The 2005-nt window shown below is 55.5% G+C and carries 2 protein-coding genes; both read right to left on the bottom strand.

Features of this window, described 5'->3' with window-relative positions; genetic code table 11:
- Window positions 1-300 precede the first annotated feature (300 nt).
- A complete protein-coding gene (locus VJ956_RS11900) occupies window positions 301-1344 on the bottom strand; it encodes a hypothetical protein (protein ID WP_324085201.1) in 1044 nt (347 codons plus the stop codon).
- A gap of 258 nt (window positions 1345-1602) precedes the next feature.
- The coding region (locus tag VJ956_RS11895) for a hypothetical protein (RefSeq protein ID WP_324085199.1) at window positions 1603-2005 on the bottom strand (403 nt) is incomplete at its 5' end.

Genomic DNA, 2005 nt, shown 5'->3' with positions numbered 1-2005 from the left:
TCTGGAATCCGCACCTGGAACAGTTCGGCATACGCCTGGTTGCACGCGAGGACTTTCTGAGACTGGTGCGCCACGGCGTCGAACTGGAAACCGTTGCGCTGCACGATCACGCCTGATGCATTGGCACAGGCACTGATTCCGACGGATAAAAAAAGGCGCTGCCCCGAAAGGCAGCGCCGTCCCCACATGCCAGACAATTCATCGAAGCAAAGATTGGGCGGGGAAGAGCCCGTTCTTGCCATGCTCCGGGATTGCCAATGGCCTATCGTAAAACCGGTAAGTACTCTCTACGCCTGTTGCTCATTGCTGAATGACCGGGAGCTCCAGTGCGGCCAGCTCGATGAGCGCGCCATTGCTTCGGACGCCATAAAGCAAAACGGACGCGGTGTTCGAGTTCAAGGCGATTTCAGCCAAACCCCAGGACAACGTTACCGTTTCGAATTCGCATCCGGCCGGGGCAAGTCCACCGTTATCAAAATTGCCGCCAATCGGCGTAATCACGAAGCTTACCGGCTCAATCGAGTCTGGTCCGAATCCAGTTCCGTTACCCTCGCTGGCAACGCCGGTACCGTTACCCTCGCTGGCAACGCCAGTACCGTTACCTTCGCTGGCAACGCCGGTACCGTTGCCTTCACTCTTGACAAAGCCGGTGCCGTTACCCTCACTGGCAACGCCCGTACCGTTACCTTCACTGGCAATTCCAGTTCCGTTCCCTTCGCTCAGCACACCAGGGTTGGCGAGGCAGAACCGAGCAACTCCGGTACCGTTACCTTCGCTGGCCACGCCAGTTCCATTACCTTCGCTAGCCACGCCGGTGCCGTTGCCTTCACTGGCGACGCCCGTGCCGTTACCTTCGCTACTGATGTAGCCAGTTCCGTTGCCCTCACTGGCTACCCCCGTACCATTTCCTTCGCTCTTGATGTAGCCCGTGCCGTTGCCTTCGCTGGCGACACCTGTACCGTTGCCTTCGCTGGCAATGCCTGTACCGTTACCTTCAGAATCCAGTCGCATTCCCAGATCGATGGAGTTCAGCGACACAACCGAGTACCCGGCATTCAGACCAGCACTGCCACTCAGCAAGAGCGACCCATCGGTGATGGAGATCGTCAGCTGATCACCGCTTCTATTGACCATTCCCTTGAAATCGGCCGCCAGGGCGGGCGCGCATAGAACGGAAGCCAGTAAAGCCGACGCCATAACGCGACCATATCGAATACCCGTTCCATTCTTCTCTATGCAGACGCCGTTGCGACGCGCACCCGTCCCGTTTTTCTCGATGAATGAGTGCTGATGGTCGACTCCGGTTCCATTCTTTTCGATTGCCGAAAACATGTTCTTGATCATTGGATTTCTCCTGGGGTTCGTAGGTTTATTCCGCTCCTGACAAGCGGATTCTCTGGTTCATTGGTTCATTGGTTCATTGGTTCATTGGTTCATGAAATATGGACTTCGGCGGCCTGCAGGCAGCCACGCCTCAATCGCATAGCTGTCATTCGATCGGGAACGTTAACGCATTTTTTCCTTCTCGAAATTTTTTCCTCTTGCCATTCGCAAAGATTCGTCGAGCGGCCACTCGGCGCTCTGGTAAACCTTGCCGGTCGCCTATTTGGTGAACTGGTACCAGCCAATTCCAAACAGGCACTGATCTTCGGCATTCCCTTCGATCTCGTAGGAATCGATGAGCGTCTCCATTTCGAGTATCTGTCTTTCAGTCAAGTCCCTGGCTTTCGTCTTGAGCTCTGGCAAATCCTTCTTGGGTATCCTTCTGGACAGCCTGTCCTGCTGAAGAAGTCGATCGCTCTTTTCGCTTGCTTCGAGATTGAACAAAATTGTTTCCGTCAAACGCCCGATCGACACCGATCCCGCGTCGATGATGGTCTGCTCCGATGCCTTGACCGGCTGGTAGTAAGGGCTGACCAGTCGGACGAATTCGTCGTCCTCGATCTCGACATTCCCCGATTCGAGAAGACGCTCGAGCACGGTCTGATAGGTCACGTTGCGCCCG

The organism is Marinobacter sp. (assembly GCF_035268745.1).
Lineage (GTDB): Bacteria > Pseudomonadota > Gammaproteobacteria > Pseudomonadales > Oleiphilaceae > Marinobacter.
Note: the sequence above shows the minus strand (reverse complement) of the source record. Positions and strands in the feature narration are given on the sequence as shown.